Annotated in this window: 22 protein-coding genes and 2 pseudogenes; 13 read left to right on the forward strand and 11 right to left on the reverse strand. The window is 50.1% G+C overall.

The genetic code is table 11. The features are described from left to right. Positions 1-146: 146 nt before the first annotated feature. On the forward strand, positions 147-677 hold the full coding sequence (locus LHL18_RS12700; RefSeq protein ID WP_226767353.1) for an H-NS family histone-like protein: 531 nt from the start codon (positions 147-149) through the stop codon (positions 675-677). A gap of 426 nt (positions 678-1,103) precedes the next feature. Continuing rightward, on the forward strand, positions 1,104-1,514 hold the full coding sequence (locus tag LHL18_RS12705; RefSeq protein WP_008985542.1) for a DUF3703 domain-containing protein: 411 nt from the start codon (positions 1,104-1,106) through the stop codon (positions 1,512-1,514). A gap of 65 nt (positions 1,515-1,579) precedes the next feature. Here LHL18_RS12705 and LHL18_RS12710 read toward each other — a convergent pair whose 3' ends face one another. The 5 genes from LHL18_RS12710 to LHL18_RS12730 form a co-directional block, all read right to left on the reverse strand. Then, a complete protein-coding gene (locus LHL18_RS12710; RefSeq protein WP_226767354.1) occupies positions 1,580-4,702 on the reverse strand; it encodes an efflux RND transporter permease subunit in 3,123 nt (1,040 codons plus the stop codon). A gap of 9 nt (positions 4,703-4,711) precedes the next feature. Beyond that, on the reverse strand, positions 4,712-5,758 hold the full coding sequence (locus tag LHL18_RS12715; RefSeq protein ID WP_226767355.1) for an efflux RND transporter periplasmic adaptor subunit: 1,047 nt from the start codon (positions 5,756-5,758) through the stop codon (positions 4,712-4,714). Positions 5,759-5,836: 78 nt separating this feature from the next. Then, on the reverse strand, positions 5,837-7,081 hold the full coding sequence (locus LHL18_RS12720; protein WP_226767356.1) for a TolC family protein: 1,245 nt from the start codon (positions 7,079-7,081) through the stop codon (positions 5,837-5,839). Positions 7,082-7,131: 50 nt separating this feature from the next. Continuing rightward, complete coding sequence (locus tag LHL18_RS12725) at positions 7,132-7,497, reverse strand: cobalt transporter (protein ID WP_126824469.1); 366 nt, start codon at positions 7,495-7,497, stop codon at positions 7,132-7,134. 53 nt (positions 7,498-7,550) lie between these two features. Next, positions 7,551-8,333 carry a cation transporter gene (locus LHL18_RS12730; RefSeq protein WP_226767357.1) on the reverse strand — a complete coding sequence of 261 codons (783 nt, stop codon included), beginning with the start codon at positions 8,331-8,333 and terminating at the stop codon, positions 7,551-7,553. Between the two features lie 145 nt (positions 8,334-8,478). Between LHL18_RS12730 and cadR (LHL18_RS12735) the strand changes: the two genes are divergently transcribed. The 3 genes and pseudogenes from cadR (LHL18_RS12735) to LHL18_RS12745 all read left to right on the forward strand — a co-directional run. Further along, positions 8,479-8,943, forward strand: a complete 465-nt coding sequence (cadR, locus tag LHL18_RS12735) for a Cd(II)/Pb(II)-responsive transcriptional regulator (RefSeq protein ID WP_011788525.1) — start codon at positions 8,479-8,481, stop codon at positions 8,941-8,943. Positions 8,944-8,974: 31 nt separating this feature from the next. After that, on the forward strand, positions 8,975-9,883 hold the full coding sequence (locus LHL18_RS12740) for a cation diffusion facilitator family transporter (protein WP_126824463.1): 909 nt from the start codon (positions 8,975-8,977) through the stop codon (positions 9,881-9,883). Then, positions 9,858-10,061: pseudogene (locus LHL18_RS12745) on the forward strand (hypothetical protein); the annotation flags it as partial. The gene LHL18_RS12740 and the pseudogene LHL18_RS12745, both read left to right, overlap by 26 nt. On the opposite strand, the gene lspA (LHL18_RS12750) reads toward LHL18_RS12745, so the two are convergent. Next, complete coding sequence (gene lspA, locus LHL18_RS12750; RefSeq protein ID WP_226767358.1) at positions 10,035-10,475, reverse strand: signal peptidase II; 441 nt, start codon at positions 10,473-10,475, stop codon at positions 10,035-10,037. The pseudogene LHL18_RS12745 and the gene lspA (LHL18_RS12750) overlap by 27 nt on opposite strands. Positions 10,476-10,511: 36 nt before the next feature. After that, the gene (gene merR / locus LHL18_RS12755) at positions 10,512-10,967 is read right to left on the reverse strand and encodes an Hg(II)-responsive transcriptional regulator (RefSeq protein ID WP_001166628.1); all 456 of its coding nucleotides are present in this window, start codon (positions 10,965-10,967) and stop codon (positions 10,512-10,514) included. A gap of 71 nt (positions 10,968-11,038) precedes the next feature. On the opposite strand from merR, the gene merT reads away from it, so the two are divergent. From merT to LHL18_RS12785, 6 genes and pseudogenes are all read left to right on the forward strand, one after another. Continuing rightward, a complete protein-coding gene (gene merT / locus LHL18_RS12760) occupies positions 11,039-11,419 on the forward strand; it encodes a mercuric ion transporter MerT (protein ID WP_001294655.1) in 381 nt (126 codons plus the stop codon). Positions 11,420-11,432: 13 nt separating this feature from the next. Continuing rightward, positions 11,433-11,711: a mercury resistance system periplasmic binding protein MerP gene (gene merP, locus LHL18_RS12765; RefSeq protein WP_008950835.1), complete on the forward strand. Its 279-nt coding sequence runs from the start codon at positions 11,433-11,435 to the stop codon at positions 11,709-11,711. A 186-nt stretch (positions 11,712-11,897) separates the two neighbouring features. Further along, a complete protein-coding gene (gene merA / locus LHL18_RS12770; protein ID WP_001157002.1) occupies positions 11,898-13,607 on the forward strand; it encodes a mercury(II) reductase in 1,710 nt (569 codons plus the stop codon). A gap of 17 nt (positions 13,608-13,624) precedes the next feature. After that, positions 13,625-13,990: a mercury resistance co-regulator MerD gene (gene merD / locus LHL18_RS12775; protein ID WP_226767359.1), complete on the forward strand. Its 366-nt coding sequence runs from the start codon at positions 13,625-13,627 to the stop codon at positions 13,988-13,990. Further along, entirely contained in the window at positions 13,987-14,223 is a 237-nt protein-coding gene (gene merE / locus LHL18_RS12780) for a broad-spectrum mercury transporter MerE (protein ID WP_001087807.1), read from the forward strand. Before merD ends, merE begins: the two co-directional genes overlap by 4 nt. Positions 14,224-14,288: 65 nt before the next feature. After that, a pseudogene (locus tag LHL18_RS12785) lies at positions 14,289-14,393 on the forward strand (DUF3330 domain-containing protein); the annotation flags it as partial. 11 nt (positions 14,394-14,404) lie between these two features. On the opposite strand, the gene lspA (LHL18_RS12790) reads toward LHL18_RS12785, so the two are convergent. After that, complete coding sequence (gene lspA, locus LHL18_RS12790) at positions 14,405-14,917, reverse strand: signal peptidase II (RefSeq protein WP_004813174.1); 513 nt, start codon at positions 14,915-14,917, stop codon at positions 14,405-14,407. A gap of 3 nt (positions 14,918-14,920) precedes the next feature. Next, on the reverse strand, positions 14,921-15,817 hold the full coding sequence (locus LHL18_RS12795) for a cation transporter (RefSeq protein WP_115134376.1): 897 nt from the start codon (positions 15,815-15,817) through the stop codon (positions 14,921-14,923). A gap of 95 nt (positions 15,818-15,912) precedes the next feature. Between LHL18_RS12795 and cadR (LHL18_RS12800) the strand changes: the two genes are divergently transcribed. Both cadR (LHL18_RS12800) and LHL18_RS12805 read left to right on the forward strand, forming a co-directional pair. After that, on the forward strand, positions 15,913-16,320 hold the full coding sequence (cadR, locus tag LHL18_RS12800; protein ID WP_004364961.1) for a Cd(II)/Pb(II)-responsive transcriptional regulator: 408 nt from the start codon (positions 15,913-15,915) through the stop codon (positions 16,318-16,320). 151 nt (positions 16,321-16,471) lie between these two features. After that, complete coding sequence (locus tag LHL18_RS12805) at positions 16,472-17,836, forward strand: DUF2252 family protein (protein WP_226767360.1); 1,365 nt, start codon at positions 16,472-16,474, stop codon at positions 17,834-17,836. Positions 17,837-17,883: 47 nt separating this feature from the next. Here LHL18_RS12805 and LHL18_RS12810 read toward each other — a convergent pair whose 3' ends face one another. Together LHL18_RS12810 and LHL18_RS12815 are read right to left on the reverse strand one after the other, a co-directional pair. Continuing rightward, positions 17,884-19,731: a cytochrome c/FTR1 family iron permease gene (locus LHL18_RS12810; RefSeq protein WP_134057849.1), complete on the reverse strand. Its 1,848-nt coding sequence runs from the start codon at positions 19,729-19,731 to the stop codon at positions 17,884-17,886. Positions 19,732-19,960: 229 nt separating this feature from the next. Next, entirely contained in the window at positions 19,961-21,235 is a 1,275-nt protein-coding gene (locus LHL18_RS12815) for a tyrosine-type recombinase/integrase (protein WP_134057841.1), read from the reverse strand. Positions 21,236-21,246 lie beyond the last annotated feature (11 nt).

Genomic DNA, 21,246 nt, shown 5'->3' on the forward strand with positions numbered 1-21,246 from the left:
GCAGGAAGTTCTGCTTAGCCTATGGCAAGATAGGCTGGCAATTTTAGTCCTCAGTTATTTTCACTGGGGACTTTTTCTCTCTGCGTATGAGAGTTTATGGCAGGAAGTAAGTTAGTACCCCCCTTAAAATTCCAGAGGACAATATAATGTCGATTCTGTTAGACAAGCGCGAGTTAAAAAAAGCAGCAAAGGAATTGTCGCTTGTAAAACTGCAGGAAGTAGTTTCAACGTTAAACGCAGTTATTGCTGAACGTGAAAAAGAATCTGAAGTAATAAGTCAGATAGAGCAGTTGGCTAAATCTCAGGGATTCACGTTAGAGCAGTTAGGCTACAAAATCAGTAGTGAAGTCGCATCAGCCGCAAGTGATGACGGAGCATCATCAAATGCTAAGCGGCCGACGAAGCCAAAATTCAAAACCATCAACAAAGATAAGCAGTACTTCTATGTAGAAGACGGTAAGTTACACCTACTTCGAACTCATACTATGAAGAAGGGGCTTCAGGACAAAGGTATCGACGTAATTTCCGTATCTAAGGTTGATAAGAAGCATGTTAAACAAGTCGATGCATTAGTTGCTGAAGCAACAGCGCAAGCACTTGAAAACTACAACGCCAAAGTTGATGCCTGGAACGAATGGGCTGCTGCTAATGGTGAAGAGATCTTATCCAAGAAGTAACTCTGTTCTGGTGCCTAGCTGAGCCGGGCACCAGCTTTCCTGCAATACCCCCAAATATCCATCCTTGTAATACGTTGCTATTTACATGAACTGGCTTTGTTCAGACTCAGCATAAAGAAGCGCACACAACTCAACAGTGTTGCATAAGTGTAAAATTTAGCTAATGTAGTGACAGATTATCAAGAATTCACTATGTTAGTGACAAGGCATGCACTTTGTCACTGTTCTAGTTAAAAAACTGCACTTTAATGCACATTAAAGTGCAGAATAGAATCTATGTCTTATCATTATCTAATGTATGTAGTCTCTAAAGAGTACACTTAAGTTAAGCTTTAATTTAATAATCAGTGATATGCTTCGCGTCTCTTATTTAGCGATCGAGGATTGCTCTTTTCTTTCGCAGACTCATTATCTTAGTGATAGTAAATGAATAAAAAAATTAAACATGAGTACCAAATCAGTATGCGCTCAGCCATGGAGGCTGAACAAGTCAATGATTTAGACAATGCGTTTAAGTCTCTTGAAAGAGCGCATATTTTAGGGCAGAGATATTTTATACCGCACATAGCGACGCACTGGCAGATGTTACGAATTGGGCTTAAACGCAATGATAATCGCGAGGTTATTGGTCAGATCGTCCGTTTGATAGCAACGGTTCCGGGTTTTATATTTGGTTGGGTTCCAAGGGGAAATCCTGGAGGCGCGAATATCTCTGCTTTAAAGCCAGTGCCCTTGCCAGCTGACTTGCAACCCTTGCTAGCTGACAGCCCCATTTGGCGGGACGTCTTAATACGCCTGACTATTTACGCGGTTATCGTTTTAATCGTATTAGCATAAACACCCATACTATTGCCAAAACGTTCTTCGCTGCAGCCCAATGCTGCAGCGAAGCAGGTTAATGATTATTCCGTTTGCTGTTTGCGGTTATCGTTTTTGTGCACCCAATGATATAACACGGGCAATACCAACAATGTCAGCAAGGTTGACGAAATAATACCGCCAATCACCACTGTCGCCAGCGGGCGCTGCACTTCAGCACCGGTGCCAATATTAATCGCCATCGGCACAAAACCGAGGCTCGCGACCAAAGCGGTCATTAGCACAGGGCGCAACCGGGTAAGCGCGCCTTCCGTTATCGCTAACAGCAAGTCACCTTTCTCACGCCAGAGATCGCGAATAAAGCTCAGCATCACCAGACCGTTCAACACCGCTACGCCTGATAAGGCGATAAAGCCAATGCCAGCAGAGATTGATAAAGGCATACCCCTCAAATACAAGGCCAACACACCACCGGTGAGCGCCAACGGCACACCGCTGAAGATAATCAACGCATCTTTAAATGACGCAAAAGCCATCACCAGAATACCTAAAATCAGCAGCAACGTAACAGGCACCACAATGCTAAGGCGCTGACTGGCGGACTCCAGCTGCTCAAAAGTACCACCATAGTCCAGCCAGTAACCGGCTGGTAATGTAACGTCACGGTTGATTTGGGCCTTTACCTCTTCTACAAAACTACCAAGGTCTCGCCCGCGCACATTCGCGGTTACCACTACCCGGCGTTTGCCATTTTCACGACTAATTTGTGCCGGCGCAGGCGATAAATCTAAGGTAGCCACTTCCTGCAACGGCACAAAGTCCCCATTTGGCAATGGCACCGGCAACACTGCCAGTTTGTCCAGATCGCGACGCAGGGTTTCCGGCAAGCGCACTATCAGCTCAAAGCGTCTGTCACCTTCATACAGAATACCGGCCGACGTACCACCAATTGCCGCTGCTACCCAGTCCTGTAGTTCAACCACATTTAAGCCGTAACGGGCAAGCGCGGTTCGATTGGGGATCACCGACAAGGTTGGCAAACCAGTGACTTGTTCCACTTTAGTATCCGCAGCACCTTGCACCTTGTTGACCGCTTGCAGAATTTGATTAGCGCTTGTAACCAGCTGATCTAAATCATCACCAAATACCTTAATACCCAGATCTGCCCGTACACCGGAAATCAGTTCATTAAAACGCATCTGAATAGGTTGGGTAAATTCATAGTTATTGCCCGGCAATGTCGCCAAAGCAGCCTCCATTTCAGCGACCAATTGGGCTTTGGTTTTATCCGGATTGGGCCATTCACTGCGCGGTTTTAATATCACAAAGTTGTCAGCCACATTGGGTGGCATCGGATCGGTCGCCACTTCTGCCGTACCAATTCTGGCAAACACTTTATCAACCTCAGCAAAGGTTTTGATCTTCTGCTCCAGAATTTCCTGCATTGCAACGGCTTGTTCTAAGCCGGTGCCCGGAATACGCATGGCGTGTAAAGCGATATCGCCCTCATCAAGCTGAGGCACAAACTCTGCCCCCAACGTGGTCGCCAACCACAGACACACACCAACCAGAGCACTGGCCAAACCAATCACCAGCCAGCGAAATTTGAGTGCCAGCGCTAATAGCGGTGCGTACAGGGTTTTAGCGCCTCTTATGACCGCACTTTCTTTTTCACTGATTTTACCATTTAAGAACACCGCCACAGCGGCTGGTACAATCGTCAGTGACAACACCATGGCGGATAACAGCGCAATAACGACAGTCGCTGCCATAGGATGAAACATTTTACCTTCGACACCGGTCAGCGAAAAAATAGGGATATACACTATGGTAATGATGGCCACACCGAACAAACTGGGCCGGATAACCTCTGCTGTTGCCAGATACACTGTATTTAAGCGCTCTCTCAGCGGTTGGATACTGCCGTTGTGTTGTGCCTGTGCCAGGCGGCGAACCGCATTTTCGACAATAATCACCGTGCCATCAACAATTAAGCCAAAATCCAGCGCACCCAGGCTCATCAGGTTGGCAGAAACGCCGGCTTGTACCATGCCGGTAATGGTCATCAGCATTGATAGCGGGATCACTGCCGCAGTGATTAACGCTGCCCGCAGGTTACCCAGCAGGATAAACAACACTACGATCACCAATAATGCGCCTTCCAGCAGGTTTTTACTGACGGTTGCAATGGCTTTATCCACTAAGGTGGTGCGATCATATACGGCTTCAGCAATAATACCCTCTGGCAGAGAGCTTTTGATCTGCTCCAGCTTTTGCGCGACATCGCGTGCCACTGTGCGTGAGTTTTCACCAATTAACATCATGGCTGTACCCAGCACAGCTTCTTTGCCATCCTGAGTTGCCGCACCGGTTCGCAGCTCTTTGCCAATGGCAACGTCGGCAACGTCACTCAGCTTTACCGGTATTGTGTCGTATTGCGTAATAATGACATTAGCAATGTCATCCAGTGAGGTTAACTGACCGGGCGAGCGTACCAGCAGTTGCATGCCTTCACGTTCAATATAACCAGCGCCTCTGTTGTCATTGTTGGCTTGCAGGGCCAGTTCAACATCCTTAATACTCAGGCCATAATTAAGCAGTTTCAGTGGGTCGGGTAACACATGGTATTGCTTGTTATAGCCGCCAATACTGTTTACTTCCACCACACCTTTAACTTGTGCCAGCTGAGGTTTTATTATCCAGTCCTGAATTTCCCGCAGTGCCATGGCATCGTAAGGTGAACCATTTTGTTGCAGTGCACCCGGTTTGGCCTGCACCGTATACATAAAGATTTCACCAAGCCCGGTTGAAATAGGGCCCATTTCAGGCTCTATGCCCTCAGGCAACATATCCTTGATAGCGCCCAACCGGGTGTTGATTAGATTGCGGGCAAAGTAGATGTCCGTGCCTTCTTCAAATACCACCGTTACCTGTGACAAGCCATAACGAGACAAAGAGCGGGTATAACTTAAATTGGGTAAGCCATACAGGGCAGTTTCTACCGGATAGGTAATACGCTGCTCTGCTTCAAGTGGCGAATAACCCGGTGCCGCCGTGTTTATTTGTACCTGAACGTTAGTAATATCCGGCACTGCATCAATCGGTAACTGTTGGTAGCTCCAGCTACCAATGGCAATAATCAACAGTGTCAGCATTAAAAATAGATACCGCCTCGCAATAGCCAGGCGCAACATGGATTCAATCATAGTGCCCCCTTAATGATCATGCTCGGCTTCAGATTTTTCAATATCCGCTTTTAACAGATAGCTGTTTGTAGTGACATACAACTGGCCGGGCTTTAAACCGGCAATCACTTCGACATAATCCATGTCGCTACGGCCAAGCTGCAATGGGGTAAAGACATATTCGCTATTATTTTTCACGAAGACACCGCTTTGATTGTCCAGTGTTTGAATGGCCGATTTTTTAACGGCAAGCTCAACGTTGAATTCACCGCTTATTACAGCACCCTCGATCAATTGCCCGGACGACAGTTTACCGTCACGGTTATCCAGCTTAACTCTGGCCAGCTGGTAGGGCTGGGTTAATGACGGGATGATATGCGCAATTACGCCGTTAATCTCAGTGTCAGCGGCCATAATGACCACGTTTTGCCCTGTCGCGACAGCATCTTGTTGTGACGGGTACAGCCGAAAATCTGCCCACAGGCTGCCAAAATCAGCAATGTTAAACAGCGTCTGCTGCTGTGCGACTTCACCAACATTGGCGCTGCGCTGAATAACAACGCCGTCAATTGGCGCTTTAATGGCATAGGTATTTAAGCTCTCATTTGACTCGACAACGGCCAGCACATCGCCTGCTTTTACGCTGTCACCCAGTGAGAATTTCACCGAGGTAAGAAGACCGGGAAAACGGGCATTAACATGGCTGATGCGGTTTGGATCAGCGCTAAGCTTGCCATAAACAACCTGATGTTGGCGTAATAACTGGCTGTCAGCACGATCAGTGACAATATTTACCGCCGTAGCCATATCATCACTAATGCGGCTGCTTAGGGTTTCATTGTGTTCATGCTCGTCGTTTTCGTCGTGCCCTTCATGCTCATTGTGTTCTTCATGTTCTTCATGTTCTTCGTTCTCGCCGTGTTTTTCGTGCTCTTCATTTTTCTTAGCGTCAGATTGCGGTTTTACCGCTTGCTCTTTGGCATGGACATGCGCATGTTCTTGCTCATTGGCAGCCATTACTTGCATCGGCATCAGCCAGGCTGCAATAAACATTGCCAGTGTTAGATGTGACTTCATAATGCTATCTTCCTGTATATTCTGTTTGCCACGTCGCACAGTTAATGAAGTGCGGCACCGGGGCAATAATCTTGTCAGTTACTGCGTTACCGGCTCGGCGGTAAGCTGTTCAATCGTCGCCTGGCTCAATAGCACCGCAGTGGCGGTTTCCAGTAAGTGTCTTTTTGCCTGCAACAATTCTTGCTGGGCATTAAGCCAATCTTGATAATTTGAGCGCCCGCGCTGGTATGCATCACGCGTAAGATCCAGCGCTTGTTCCAGGTTGGGGATCACGTACTGCGCCAACTGTTGGTGACTGGTAATAAATTGCTGTCGTTGCGAGTACGCATCAAACAAGCGTTCATGCAGGATCAGTAAGCTATCCTGCTGTCGATACTCGACATTGTTTCGCTCTGCCAGCGCAGCTTCGATGGCTGCACTATTGCGACGTTCAGCAAATAACGGCACTGAGATACCAAAGGTAAGGCCTGTATCATCACTGGCCTGATAGCGTCTTACCCCTACCTGCCAACTCAGATCGGCGCGATTCTGGCTTTGTGCCAGTCGCACTTCAGCGTCTTTTAACCGACGTTCAGAGGCAAAAATGGTTAACGCCGGCGATTGTTGCAGCCGCTGATACAGCTCGGCAAAAGGGCGGCTTTGACCAAAAGCAAACAAATTACCTGCCACAACGTTAAAGTTGGCGCTGGTATCACCCCAAAAACGTGCTATGGCTATTTTTTGCCGCTCAATGCGCTGCAACAGGGCGTCCCGCCCGATCTGAACCTGCGCCAGTTGCGCCTTTGCCCGCATGATTTCAGCATCTGACAAGGCACCGCTGGCGGCACGTTTTTCTGCGCTTTGCAGCAGGGCTTCTGAGAGCTCTACGGCCTCTTCTGTCAGTGTCAATTCCTGCTGGCTGGCCAATAGATTAATATAATTGCGGGTAAGTTCGGCCAGCACATCCAGGGTTTGCGCTTGTTGCTGCCAATCAAGAGTATTGAGCCTGGCGTCTACTACCGCAGCGCGCCACTGAGCTTTGTTATCCAGCTCTATCACGGAAGATAAGGCGACTGTCAGCTCAGCACCGGCCAGCCCTCTGGCCTCTCCGGTGCCCGCAACATTCTCAAGCTCTACACCGAGTTGATAACCGGGTTTAAGGCTTTGCACATCACGCTCTGCCAGCAGTCGCTGTTGGGTAAATTTAAACTGATGCAGCTGCGGGTTGTGTTGCAGTGTTTTATCTATTGCCTGTTGTAATGTCAGTGCTTGCGGCTCGGCACATAGCGGAAGCGCGCAAAATACCGCCGCCAGTATTGCTGGCAGCATTAGTGTCATACGCATGGGTATGCTCCTGAAAGTTAATCGTTAATAAAAAGGATAAACAAGCAGGATCAGATATTTGGCGGCGGCACCGGTGGGCGATAGCTAATGAGGTTTAACCCTGGTTGGGTAGCGGCTATAACGCTGTCACGGAAGTTAAGCACCTCCATGCCCTGAAAAAAAGCGATATAGCAGGTGACATGAGCATGATTACTGTGTTCGTCGGTATCATGCTCAGAGTTATGTGCAACGTTATGTGCAGTGACTTGCTCACTGCTTACGTCGAAAAGGGTATCTGAGTGGCAGTGTTCATGTTGCAGGTCAGTGTAGGTATGGGCATGATCGGGCAAATGCATAACTAACGCATCACAGGCCATCACGGCATGATTCAGCATAGTCAGCAACAGTAATAATAAGCCTGATGTACGACCTAACATAAATCCCTCAGTAAGTTAGCGCTATGGTAGCGCTATTGCGACTTAACAACAAGCTACGCTTTTAGCTGTAAAATCCTGCGCGCACCATTGAGTACAACTAATCCAATGATGAACCCTATTACCAGATCCGGATAGCGTGACCCGGTCCAGGTGACTAATAATCCGGCCAAAATCACCCCTGCATTTGCGATAACGTCATTTGCAGAAAAAATCCAACTGGCTTTCATATGCGCGCCGCTTTCTTTTTGTTGATGAATTAACGAAAGACAGATCACATTAGCAACCAAAGCAATAGCGCCCATAATTAACATCAACGTCGACACTGGCTCGTTACCAAACAGGTAGCGCCGTATCACCTCACTGATCACCCCAAAAGCTAAAATTAATTGCAGCCAGCCGGCAAGCTGTGCGGCGTTTAATTGAACCTTGCTACTACGCCCGACTGCGTATAGCGCAACCCCGTATACCGCTGCATCGGCAAACATATCCAAAGAGTCGGCTATTAACCCGGTTGATTGAGCCAGCCAACCGGTCACAAACTCTACTGCAAACATCACCGCGTTAATGCCCAGCAACCATTTTAAAATTAACTCCTCACGCAGCGAACCTGATGCTGTGGATTGTCTGGCCTGCGTTACCTCTTCGGGTTTCACCGGCCCGGTCTTTGTCAGCGATGCGCCCAGCCCTAAGCTGTGCATTTTTGTTGTAATTTCATTGGCATTCACCGTGTGAAAAACGCGAACCTGCCTTTGTCGGATATCAAACTGTAACAGAACACCGGGCTCAACTGTTTCCAGCGCCATACGGATCAAACGCTCTTCGGCAGGGCAGTCCATTTTAGGCACCCTAAATTCACTAAGGTAGGCATATTTTGCATGCTTATCAGGTGCATCAACGGCGCTATTTTCACTGTTGCCCGTTTCGCTACACTTATCATTGGAACAGCATTTTGCATTCATAACCGATAAACCTTGGGTTGATATGAAACCTAGTTTAAACTCTGTAGTTACTATAGAGTCAATAGGCAGTATCGAGATGATCAAGATTGGAGAGCTGGCAAAAATCTCTGGCTGTTCTGTGCAAACCATCCGTCACTATGAAAAGGAGCAGCTTCTTGCGGCGAAATTACGTAGCGATGGTAATTTCCGCCTCTACGATCACGCTGATATCGAGCGGTTGCTATTTATTAAACACTGCCGGAGTTTAGATCTGAGTTTGGCAGAAATTCGTCAGTTACTGAGTTTGAATGACTCGCCAATGTCGCAGTGTGATGATGTTAATCAGATGATTGAACAGCATATCGAGCAGGTAGAACGTCGCATAGCGGATTTAACGCAGCTTAATAAACAACTAAAGGCTTTACGTCTTAGCTGCAACTCGAAGCGCACGGTAGAGCACTGTGGTATTTTAAAACAATTGAATGAAGCCGTTAGTCAAACCAACTAAGTTGTTATCAGCAATAAATAGGTGAGTCTTAATGCACCAGCACAACCATTCACATATCAAAGACGACAGCGACAACCGGATCGCTATGGCTTTTTTTCTTAATGTGGGTTTTACCCTAATTGAGTTTATCGGCGGTTGGTTAACCAACAGCACAGCAATTATGGCAGATGCAGTGCATGACCTGGGTGATAGCTTATCTATTGGCAGTGCATGGCTGTTGAACCGGCTTGGCCGAAAGTCTGCAAACCGACAATTTACTTACGGCTACCGCAGATTGTCATTGTTTGGCGCCTTAATTAACGGCTTGGTATTGATTGCCGGATCGGTTTGGGTACTGACTGAGGCAATACCGCGGCTGGCTAACCCGGTAATGCCAGTGACAGAGGGAATGCTGGCTTTAGCTGTGCTGGGTGTTGCAGTCAATGGCTTTGCCGCTTACCGCTTGAGCAAAGGAAATACACTGAATGAAAAAGTGCTGAATTGGCATTTGCTTGAAGACGTTCTTGGGTGGGTTGCAGTTTTGGTTGTGGCTATTGTGCTGCAATTTGTGGATTGGCCTATCCTTGACCCTTTGCTTTCTATTGGTTTCACCTTATTTATTTTGGTTAATGTTTTACGAAACCTCAGCACAACTGCGCGTTTATTTCTGCAAGCCGCGCCAGATAGCAAATTGCAAAATGAAATCCAAGATACTTTGCTGAAAATTGATGAGTTAGACAGCATTCATCACCTGCATCTCTGGTCGCTTGATGGTGAACATCATGTACTCACCGCACATGTGGTAACCAATGCCAGCAAGGCATTTACTGCAAACCATTATGCCGATATTAAGCTGCGTATTGCTAACGCATTGGAGCAGTTTGATTTAGCACATACCACGATAGAACTGGAGTTAACACAAGAACATTGTCGGGATGAATTCCCGGATAAGGTGCAGTGAAGTGACCGTCATTACAACGTTAGGTTTATTTATCATTACTGCAATAGCAGAAATTGTCGGTTGCTATTTGCCTTACTTGTGGCTGAAAAAAGGAGCTTCAGCCTGGGTGCTGTTACCTGCTGCAATCAGTCTGGCATTATTTGCCTGGTTGTTAACGCTTCACCCAACGGCTGCTGGAAACGAAAAGTAAGGCACCGAGGACAATTGCAATATCAGCCAGGTTGAAGGCCGGCCAATGCCAGTCTCGCCAATAGAAATCAAAGGAATCCACAACATAGCCGCGAAAGACCCGGTCAATCAGGTTGCCCATGGCGCCACCGAGGATAAGACTGTAAGCGATGGCTTCTCCTTTATGACGATTTTCAAGGATCAGCTTGATCAGAAAAATCGAGACCACTACCGCGATTCCGATAAAAAAGTAGCGCTGCCAGCCTCCACCATTCGCAAAAAGACTGAATGCGGCACCGGTGTTCCATAGGTGCACCCAGTTAAAGAACGGGGTCACCGAAACATACTCGCCATAGGCCATTGATTGCTGCACCAGCCACTTTACAGCCTGATCAGACGCTGCCAGCAGGCCCGATATGGACAATAGGGGGTCGTCTCAGAATTCGGAAAATAAAGCACGCTAAGGCGTAGTCACCCCGTGACTCCCCCGCGCCGATGCAGCGAGCTTCGTTCCGTCTTGCAGTGACGCAATCAGCGGGCAGGAAACGTTCCCTTTCCGCGCATGGCAGGCGCACACCAGTTCAGACAGCACGGCCTCCATGCGTGCCAAGTCGGCCATCTTCTCGCGCACATCCTTGAGCTTGTGCTCGGCCAGGCCGCTGGCTTCCTCGCAATGGGTGCCATCCTCCAGCCGCAGTAGCTCGGCGATTTCGTCCAGGCTAAAGCCCAGCCGCTGGGCCGATTTCACGAACCGCACTCGTGTTACATCCGCCTCGCCATAGCGGCGAATGCTGCCATAGGGCTTGTCTGGCTCCGGCAGCAGGCCCTTGCGCTGGTAGAACCGGATGGTCTCCACATTGACCCCGGCCGCCTTGGCAAAAACGCCAATGGTCAGATTCTCAAAATTAATTTGCATATCGCTTGACTCCGTACATAACTACGGAAGTAAGCTTAAGCTATCCAAACCAAATTTGAAAGGACAAGCGTATGTCTGAACCACAAAAGTCTGAACCACAAAAGTCTGAACCACAAAACGGGCGCGGCGCGCTCTTCGCCGGTGGGCTGGCCGCCATTCTTGCGTCGGCCTGCTGCCTGGGGCCGCTGGTTTTGATCGCCTTGGGATTCAGCGGCGCTTGGATGAGTAACTTGGCGGCATTGGAACCTTACCGCCCCATCTTTCTCGGTGCGGCATTGATAGCAATGTTCTTTGCCTACCGCCGCATCTTCCGGACTACGCAAGCATGCGAGCCTGGCGATGTATGCGCTGCCCCACAAGCCAAGACGTCGTACAAAGTCATCTTTTGGATTGTGGCTGCGCTAGTTGTCGTTGCACTAACGTTCCCGTATGTAATGCCCCTGTTCTACTAATTGAGGAAAAATCATGAAAAAACTGCTTACCGCTCTTGCCCTTGCCGCTACCTTCGCTGTCCCTGCCTGGGCCGCCACGCAGACGGTCACGTTGTCCGTTCCCGGAATGTCCTGCGCGACTTGCCCGATCACCGTCAAAATGGCGATTTCCAGGATTGAAGGCGTTGATAAAGTTGACGTTACCTTCGAACCACGCGAAGCGGTTGTCACCTTCGATGATACCAAGACCAGTGTGCATGAGTTGATCAAGGCGACGACGGACGTGGGCTACCCTTCTGAACTGAAGAAATAAGGCATCAAATGACGGCGGCGTCGCCAGAGCCAGATAGAGATGTTGTTCTGGCGATTCTACTGTCAGTCATTCCGTGCACAACCTGTAAATGACGTACGGAGCCTGTTCGCTGATGCGAAAAACTGATCCAGTTACCGAGGCGTTGTACGAGTCGGCTTGGGCATAACGGATGAAAGAGAGAGCAAAATGCAAGAATTAAACGAAGTTGGTCTGAGCGTGGCGGGCATGACTTGCCCAAGTTGCACAAAGCACGTTGAGGACGCGCTGCTGGCGGTTCCCGGCGTGATACGAGCGTCTGTCGATTATCCGGCGAACAGGGCGCAGGTCACGGGCAATAGGCTTGACGTATCGGCACTCGTGACGGCAGTGGGGGCACTTGGTTATCGTGCTAAGCCTGCAGACGAAGTGGAAAGCAAAAGGCGCAGTGCTGAACGGCCAGGACTTCTTGGCAGAGCCGCCCAGTGGCTGAGCGGTGACCGCGCGGTGGAGGAGCTGGCCGGTCAGTTACATGTGGCGGTTATCGGTAGCGGCGGAGCCGCTGTGGCGGCTGCGCTCAAAGCGGCGGAAAACGGTGCCCGGGTCACGCTGATCGAGCGCGGGACTATCGGCGGCACCTGCGTCAACGTGGGTTGCGTTCCCTCCAAGATCATGATTCGGGCAGCCCATATCGCTCATCTGCGCCGTGAAAGTCCTTTTGACGTGGGGCTCACTGCGACGCCGCCTGTTGTCTCGCGTGACCGTTTGCTTGTCCAGCAACAGGCGCGCGTGGACGAGCTGCGAATTGCCAAATATGAAAGCATCCTCGAAAGCAATCCGTCAATCAATCTGGTACGAGGCAGCGCCCGTTTCAAGGATGGCCACACGCTTATCGTGGAAGCTGCAGAAGGGGACTGGCACGAAGTGGCGTTTGACCGCTGTCTCATTGCTACCGGCGCGAGCGCAGCCATTCCGCCGTTGCCTGGTCTTGCAGAAACCCCCTATTGGACTTCCACCGAAGCGCTGGTTAGCGAGACCATTCCGAAACGGCTCGCAGTAATCGGTGCCTCAGTAGTAGCGCTGGAACTGGCGCAGGCGTTTGCACGGCTGGGCAGCGAAGTCACGATCCTGGCGCGGCGCACGTTGTTTGCGAGCGAGGACCCTGCCATTGGCGAGGCCGTTACAGCCGCGTTCCGTGCCGAAGGGATCAAGGTATTGGAACACACGCAAGCCAGCCAGGTCGCGCATGTTGACGGCGAATTCGTGCTGACCACCGGGTACGGTGAAATACGCGCCGACCAGCTGCTGGTCGCCACTGGCAGGGCACCGAACACGCGCAGCCTGGCATTGGAAGCGGCGGGAGTCGCTGCCAATGCGCAGGGGGCCATCGTCATCGACAAGGGCATGCGCACCAGTACGCCACACATTTATGCGGCTGGCGACTGCACCGACCAGCCTCAGTTCGTCTATGTGGCGGCAGCGGCCGGCACCCGTGCTGCGATCAACATGACTGGCGGCGATGCGGCCCTGGACCTGACCGCAATGCCGGCCGTGGTGTTCACCGACCCGCAGGTCGCCACCGTGGGCTACAGCGAGGCGGAAGCACATCACGACGGGATCGAGACCGACAGTCGCACCTTGACCTTGGACAACGTGCCGCGTGCGCTTGCCAACTTCGACACACGCGGCTTCATCAAGCTGGTCATCGAGGAAGGTAGCGGACGGCTCATCGGCGTGCAAGCGGTGGCCCCGGAAGCGGGTGAACTGATCCAGACGGCGGTGCTCGCCATTCGCAACCGTATGACCGTGCAGGAACTGGCCGACCAATTGTTCCCCTACCTGACCATGGTCGAAGGGCTGAAGCTCGCGGCGCAGACCTTCAGCAAGGACGTGAAGCAGCTTTCGTGCTGCGCCGGATGAGGAAAAGGAGGTGTTCAATGAGCGCCTACACAGTGTCCCGGCTGGCCCTTGATGCCGGGGTGAGCGTGCATATCGTGCGCGACTACCTGCTGCGCGGATTGCTACGGCCGGTCGCGTGCACCACGGGCGGCTACGGCTTGTTCGATGACACCGCGTTGCAACGGCTGCGCTTTGTACGGGCTGCCTTCGAAGCGGGTATCGGCCTGGACGCACTGGCGCAGCTGTGCCGGGCGCTGGATGCTGCGGACGGTGACGGTGCGTCTGCGCAGCTTGCCGTGTTGCGGCAACTCGTCGAGCGTCGGCGCGAGGCCCTGGCCAGCCTCGAAATGCAACTGGCCGCCATGCCAACCGAACCGGCACAGCACGCGGAGAGTCTGCCATGAACAGCCCAGAGCACTTGCCGTCTGAGACGCACAAACCGATCACCGGCTACTTGTGGGGCGCGCTGGCCGTGCTCACCTGTCCCTGCCATTTGCCGATTCTCGCCATTGTGCTAGCCGGCACGACGGCCGGCGCGTTCATCGGGGAGCACTGGGGTATTGCAGCCCTCACGCTGACCGGCTTGTTTGTCCTGTCTGTGACGCGGCTGCTGCGGGCCTTCAAGGGAAGATCATGACCGCTTCCCAGCCAGCCGAGAGTGGGCAGCTTTGAGCTTCGCTACCAATCTGGAGGAGTACCACCATGAACGCAAACGCCCCGAACACTGCCAGTTGCACCACCTGCTGCGTATGCTGCAAAGAAATTCCGCTCGATGCCGCCTTCACCCCGGAAGGCGCGGAATTGTATAGGCGTAGGTGTCAGTCAGATCCATCCGACTCGGCATTGGTGTTTGCTTTTTTACCCAACAAGCTGCTGGAAACTAAAAGTAAGGCACCGAGGACAATTGCAATATCAGCCAGGTTGAAGGCCGGCCAATGCCAGTCTCGCCAATAGAAATCAAAGGAATCCACAACATAGCCGCGAAAGACCCGGTCAATCAGGTTGCCCATGGCGCCACCGAGGATAAGACTGTAAGCGATGGCTTCTCCTTTATGACGATTTTCAAGGATCAGCTTGATCAGAAAAATCGAGACCACTACCGCGATTCCGATAAAAAAGTAGCGCTGCCAGCCTCCACCATTCGCAAAAAGACTGAATGCGGCACCGGTATTCCATACGTGTACCCAGTTAAAGAATGAGGTCACTGAAATAGACTCGCCATATGCCATTGATTGTTGCACCAGCCATTTTACGGCCTGATCAGACGCTGCCAGCAGGCCGGAGATGGACAACAGAGCGTACGGTGACAGATGTTTGCCAAAAATGGACATTGCTTAATCCTTGAGCGCCAGAATGCGTCTAGCACCGTTAAGTACAATTACCCCCGCGATGGTGCCGATAATCAGATCCGGATAATTGGACCCGGTCCACGCGACCAGAGCGCCGGCGGTGATGACCCCCAGGTTGATCACCACGTCGTTGGCCGAGAATATCCAGCTTGCCTTCATGTGCGCCCCGCCCTCCCGATGTTTGGATATGAGCAGCAGACAACTGGTATTGGCAATCAATGCGACGAATGCGATAGCCATCATCACCAGCGATTCAGGCTCACTACCGAATACAAAGCGTCTCACCACCTCTATGAGTACGCCCACAGCCAAGATCAGTTGCAGTACACCAGCAAGATGCGCGGCACGTACCTGCATTTTCACGCTATGTCCAACCGCATAAAGGGCAAGCCCGTACACCGCCGCATCGGCAAAATTGTCCAGGGATTCTCCAATCAGGCCGGTGGACCGGGCGATCAGACCGGCAGTCATTTCCACCACGAACAGAAGTGCATTGATGCCGAGCAACCAGCGCAGGGTCCCGGATTCTTGCTTAGCAGAAGCTGCCGAAAACTCGGCGGCCTTGATGGTCTCCGGATTTGCAGCGACGGTTTCCTGAAGCGAGGCGCCTAGCCCCAAGGTCTTCAGTTTCGAGGTGACGGGCTCGACCTCGCCGTCATGCACGACCTTCAGCCGGCGGTTCGACAAGTCGAAGGACAGCGCCCGAACCTCCTCAAAGCCGTTCAGGGCTAGGCGAATCATTCGCTCTTCTGATGGACAGTCCATCTTCGGCACGGCATAAACACTGACCCATCTCCCTGGCGCCTCGGAGGAGGCCTGTATATCGGTATCCGCTGCGGACATTGCATCACCGCCACAGGCGCCACCACAGGATTTGCTCATGATACGACTCCACTTGAACAATGTTGTGGTACCATTTAAAACTATAAAGCTACTATAAGGTCAATAGAGTAAAGAATCCGTTGGGGAGGAGGCTGATGCGCATTGGTCAGTTGGCGCAGTTGGTAGGGGTCGAAACACAGACGATCCGCTTCTATGAACAGCAGGGCTTGTTGCCGCCGCCTGATCGGCAGGACAACGGTTACCGTGTCTATACCGAGAAGCATGGTGAGGGGCTGGCCTTCATCCGTCGCTGCAGAATCCTGGGCCTGTCACTGGCTGAGATTCACGAACTACAGAGCTATCAGGACGACCCTCATCAGCCTTGTACCGCCGTCAACGCCTTGCTCGATGATCACATCTCTCATGTGCGGTCGCAGATAACCGCTCTGCAAGCGCTTGAGAAACAACTCGTTTCACTGAGAGCGAGTTGCAACGATGACCGGGAAGTAGAGGCGTGTGGGGTTCTTGCTGGAATTAGCGAAGGAAACATGCACCAGCAGTAGGTGAAGCATCAACCAGATAATCCGATGAGATGCCGGTCTGTCTCACTCTCATGCAAAGGTAAGATCAACCATTTAATCCGCTTACCCCACTTGTTTTTGTGCCGACTAGCGTACTATCAATAAATAGATGCAAGAATTTATTGAGGATGTTATGCAATCAGAGTCACGTATTCAGCAATTACAACAGGAATTCAAACGCACAGATTCAGTTACACCTGGCGTAGATCCTGCCCTGACCAAACATCAGAAAATGGCATTAAACCCCTTCCGCTTTTTACGCGGCAGTTCCGGGCTGTTTTATGCGGATATCAAAAATTCAGTACTGAAGTTGCCTGAGCTATTAACGAAGAAAATCCCGCTGACCACAGTAGTAGGGGATTGTCATTTATCCAACTTCGGTTTTTTTACCGAAGAAGGCTCGTCCGGGGACAGAGTGATTTTTGCCCCCAACGATTTTGATGATGCCTGTGTTGGTCATGCGGTTTGGGATTGGAGCCGTTATGCGGTGAGTATTTTATTAGCGGCTGAGTACTGCCAGGGTTTAAAGCAGCAACGTTATGCCAATGACAACAAGCTGGAGCTGGATACTCTGCAGGTGGTGTCTGCCAAAGATGCTGTGCAAGCAGTGTGCGCCTTTTTGCTGGCCTATACAGCTCAATGTCAGGCTATTTTGGAAGAGCCAGAATTAAGGTATTCAGTACTGGACGATTTTTCGAAAAATCATGTACTTAAACCTGTGTTAAAAAAAGCAATTAAACGCTCAGCCAAAGGTGAAGACTTTTTACGTAAAAGTACCTTAGCCAAAAGTGTTGACCTGTCGGCCCGGCCTCTTTGCTTTAAACAGGACTCTGCGAAATTCATCCGCTTACCATCCGAGCTCTACAACGAGGTGGAGTCTGGCTTCCGGCCTTATGTCAGCGACGATATTTTGGATATAGTGACCCGCCAGGGTGCTGGCACTGGCTCGTTGAATATGCAGCGCTATTATTTGTTGGTTGGGCCAAAACATATCCATTCAGAACAAGACTTAGCGCTGTGCCATGTGGTCGAGGCCAAACAACAACGTGACGCTGCACCTTTGTACTTCTTCCCTGATTTAAGTCCGGTCAACCGTTTAAATGCGGCCCATTTAACGGTGGATTGTCAGAGATTAATGCAACGCCGGCCAGATCTGGTGTTGGATGAACATTACTGGAATGGTGCTCATTATTTGGTGCGTTCGCTGCATCACGCCAATGTGGATGTCGATCCGGAAGATGTCTGTTTTGCTGAAAAAGCGCCAGGCGAAGAACTGGCCGAGTATGCCGAGGCCTGTGGACGAACTTTGGCCTTAGCACACAGCAGAGGCGACAGACGCTCATTCCGCTTTGAACAAGCCGTAGTGAACTATCTGCCTAAAGTGATGGATGAACTGGTACAGGCTTGTGTGGACTACGCAGAACAACAAAAAATGGATTGTGAGCTGCTGGGGCAATTGGTGGGTCAGAGCTCTGACCCACAGATCGAAACTGCCTAAAGCTTTGGAAACTGCAGGGGTCAGAGTCAAGACTCTGACCCCTGAGTTTAGCCTTTGCGGCTGCGAACCAGATAGACCAGAGCTATCAGCACTAAAACTGACTGTAAAATTACACCCTGAGTATTAGGGTAGAAACCTAACCAGCTAATAGTAGGCAGGTTCAACTGACTAACTGATAAAGTACCAGCCTCCTGCAATGCAGCAATACCTTTGCCCGCCATGACGATGGCCAGAACCAGCATCAGCAAAGCAGTGCTGCCAAAGAAGGTTTTCAGTGGTAACTTCAGCGCGAACTTAAACACTGCCAGACCTAAAATAGCCAGCAGCACTAAAGCTGAAGCTATACCAGCGATAAAGCTTTGCTGTGCCTGTTCTCCGCCCTGCAACCACAAGGCCTGATAAAACAGAATAGTTTCAAAGGCTTCACGGTAAACCGCTAAAAATACCACCAAACCTAAACCAAAATAAGCACCGCCTGATACGGCATTTTGTACTTTATGCTGGATAAAGTTACTCCACTCTTTGGCGCTGGTTTTGCTGTGCATCCAGAATCCCATGTAGAACAAAATAGCAGCTGCGATCAGTGCGGTATAACCCTCGGTCAGTTCACGGGATGCACCTGAGATATCAATCACAAAGCTGGAAATAAACCAGGTCACAACACCTAATGCCAAAGCCCCCACCCAGCCAATATGCACAGTGTGGCGCAATGCGGGTTTATCGGTTTTTACCGCGACGCTGTAAATAGCAGCTACCACCAATAACGCTTCTAAACCTTCACGTAATAAAATCAGCAGCGCAGCCAAAAATACACTCATGCCACTCAATTGTGTTTCTGATAACTCAGCCTGAGCTTGTTTTAACAGGCTTTGAATTTCGGCAATACGAGGTGCCACAACATCTTTTTGCGCCGGGTCTTTCAGGAGTTGGCGCAGGCCCATCATGGCGTGTTCAATCTGGTCACGCAGCTCAACATTGACTGTCCCCAATGGGTTTTCTACCAGTTCAAAACCATCCAGATAAGCAGACACCGCTTGATCATAAGCAGCTTGTGGATTTTGGCTGTATAAATCAGCAGAGAGTTGTAATTTCAGCTGTGCTATCACTAGCGGATCTTTACTTTGAGCCTGGAAAAAACGCTCTGGCTGGCTTCTGAACAGGCTCATCAGCTCTGCGCCAAAGTCAGGGTAGAGTTTGATCACATCCTTTGGAGTCGCGGTAAGTAAATCTTTTACTGCACCGCTTTCAATCATGGCCTCTGGTACTTTACTGGTATCTAAACCTTTTCCCGCGATATGACCGACATAAAACGCCAGATCCCAGCGGCTTTGTTCATCCAGATGAGCGAAGGATGCCATGCCGGTGTCCGCTACACCTAAAGTAATGGTATTAAACAAACCATAAGCACTGCGGGCCTGATAACGTTCTACTTCATGAAAGTTAGTCGGGGCAGGGTCCATCTGAGCGCCAGCTGCGCCATCACCCATAGCTGTTGCGCCATGACAAGCGGCACAGTTGGTGGCAAACAAGGCTTCACCGCGTTTTAAATCCGGGCTTTGTTTAGGCAAAGGAATGGAGGGCATGGCAGCAATGACGCTTTGACGCATCAGGGCAGTTAAGGCCTGAATATCTTTTTCTGCTGCTTTATCAGCAATGAGTTGTTTTAACTGAGCAGATTGTTGCTGCAATGCTTGTGGGGCTGTGGCAACTTCTTCTGCTATTAAGGATGAGAACTCCTGCATTTCACCGTATTCAGCGGAGCTTACAATCTTGCCATCGACCACTGCCGCGCTGTAGTCAGCACCAATATATTCAATGTATTGGATCAGTTTGTCCGAAGCGAATGCTGGAAAAGCCAACAAGGCTATCCAGACCAAAACTACACGAAATGCCATAATTCACCTATATTTATCGCTTTAACAAGAATTATTCTCATAATACGGAAGCTGAAGGATGAAACCTAGTATCTTCTGTTTTTTCTGTAAAACTTTGCGATAAATACCAAAAAAAGGGGCTCTGAGAAGACTCAGGCCCCAACTTCATTCAGGTAGAAGAAAGCTTAGAATTTTACTGAATAACGTAAGGTCCAGTTGCGACCTAACCAGTTATCCCCCTGAAAATTCACTAAACAAACTTACGTTTCTCATAATTTTCAGCAAACCAAGCATAACTCCTAATATTTGACTCCTTGGCTTTCTTACTGATTTCACGGCGCTTCAACGAGTCAGGCTCTTTTTGCTCATACATCACGCCACTAAATTCCTGCCGGAACATCGTCGGCAAAAGGTGGCTGTAAGTTCTGTCAATCATCTCTATACTCGTGCCGCACTGTTTAGCCAGTGCTGCGTAATCCGCTTTGCTTTTTAGGTTCCAAGTAATGTAAGAATGGCGAAGTGAGTACAGGGTACGCTCACCATATGGGCTTTGCCTTAGGTTCAGCTTTTCCAGAACATAGGTGAATTTCTTGCTGAGACTTTTAGCACTAGAGCCGTCAGCAAGCACGAATACCAAGTCATCTGCTTTTCGGTCTGGAAAGCGTTCTACTAACTGCTCTAGGTTAGCCACAAAATCGCTTCGTACCACAACTTGCCGAGTACCGGTATATAAAGTAGTTTTGCCTTTACGAACGGCTACGGTGATTTCTGGTACACCATCTGCCAATCTAAAGCTGATATCGCGCCACTGTACGTGTTCAATCTCTGTGCCTGGCCTCATACCCGTTGCCAGCGCAAAGTCGATGTAGTCTTCCATCAGCTCAAGAAGCATTTTGCTTTTCTTGTTTTTAGTCCGTTGCATCTCGTCAGTAATAAAGTCAGAGATTTTGCGATACTCTTCCCATGTGAAAGCGGCACGACGTTCTTGCCGTTTGCCGTCAGTTTCAAAAGCTGGAATATGGTATTTGGTGATTTGGCCTTTTCTTAATGCCTTGTCGTAAATTTTACTGAGTGCAGCATTGTGGCTTTGTAAAGTAGATTTTGATGGTTGCCGGCCAAACTTCACTTCGCGCCAACGATGGAAGTTGTCCATATCAGACTGCGTGATTTGGTCTATGCGCTGGTCTTTGAAAAATGGGATATGGTAGTTCAGCAGAATGCCTTTGTAGATTGAGTTATTCTTCTTTGAAACGCCTTTATCAATCAACGCCTCAAGATCAGCAATGACCTCATTCGCAAGTGCGGTAAACGGTTGAGCACCAGCCGCAATACCAAGTTTTATCTCTGCTCGACGCTTGTACATTGCATCAATTGCTACAACTTTCGCTTTTTCTAACTCGGTCTCGCCGGTCGAAAAGGTAACGTGCTTTTTATCGACTTTAAAGCGGGCGTACCAGCGCTTTGAATTGGTCTGAGTATAAAGGTATAACCCCTCCATTACTGCAACTCGTTCCTGATACGCCAACGCTGCCTCCT

It is taken from the genome of Rheinheimera aquimaris, from assembly GCF_020531985.1.
GTDB lineage: Bacteria > Pseudomonadota > Gammaproteobacteria > Enterobacterales > Alteromonadaceae > Alishewanella > Alishewanella aquimaris.